The sequence below is a fragment of the Spiroplasma sp. ChiS genome, from assembly GCF_002968355.1.
In the GTDB taxonomy this organism is placed as follows: domain Bacteria; phylum Bacillota_I; class Bacilli_A; order Mycoplasmatales; family Mycoplasmataceae; genus Spiroplasma; species Spiroplasma citri.
In genome coordinates this window covers 1-722 of sequence record NZ_PUUH01000250.1, presented here as the reverse complement: position 1 = coordinate 722, position 722 = coordinate 1, and the positions used below count along the sequence as shown (strand labels likewise).

The 722-nt window shown below is 23.0% G+C and carries 2 protein-coding genes; both read right to left on the bottom strand.

What is annotated here, in order from left to right:
- Window positions 1-205: 205 nt before the first annotated feature.
- Window positions 206-436 carry a hypothetical protein gene (locus C6B38_RS06320; RefSeq protein ID WP_105299024.1) on the bottom strand — a complete coding sequence of 77 codons (231 nt, stop codon included), beginning with the start codon at window positions 434-436 and terminating at the stop codon, window positions 206-208.
- Window positions 426-722, bottom strand: a 297-nt coding sequence (locus tag C6B38_RS10265) for a hypothetical protein (protein WP_443028757.1), incomplete at its 5' end; no start/stop codon positions are given. The genes C6B38_RS06320 and C6B38_RS10265, both read right to left, overlap by 11 nt.

Below are 722 nucleotides of genomic sequence, written 5' to 3'. Positions count from 1 at the left end.
AAAGTTAAAGAAGGTATAACAAATATTTTACCTGAGATAATGGTTTTCTTAGGTGAAGCGTGAATTATATTAATTCCATTTGCTATATTTTGTATTATTAAAATCTTAAACTTTTTCCGTGTTATGGTTAAAGGATTTTAATATTTATTATAATCGATTATATCTTAGTTAAGGCACACTAGGAAGTTTTAGTGAAATAATTGTTTTAATTGGTGATACCATTCATGATAATCAAAAAATAGATGGTATCACATTTGTAAAAAATGAATTTATTAAGCGGACTCGCATCTTCATTTCCAGTTGGATTTGTTCCAACTTGTAAAAATTTTGTTTCTTGTGGCGTTAATTGTTGTCTTTGCATATTTTTTAATCATGCATTTTTATATTCTCTTGTATCTAAAATATCTTTTTGATTATAAATAGTTTTAATTTCCATTTGTTCTGTTCCCCTTAATGTTTGTACCCCTTAATGTTTGTAAAATTGTGCTATTTCCGTTTTCAATATTTTTAATATTTTTTTCTAAATATTCATTTCTTATTTTTTGATTTTCTGTAATTTCTTCATTTAATTTTTTAATTGCAGTTAATAACTCTTTTTGTTCTTGTAATTCTTTATTAGATAAATTATTTTTCTTTAATTCCATATTTTCTAATTGTTCTTTTTTTTCTTCTAATTCATTGTTGGAATCAATAATTTTGTCATTTAATTCTTTTAAATTCAC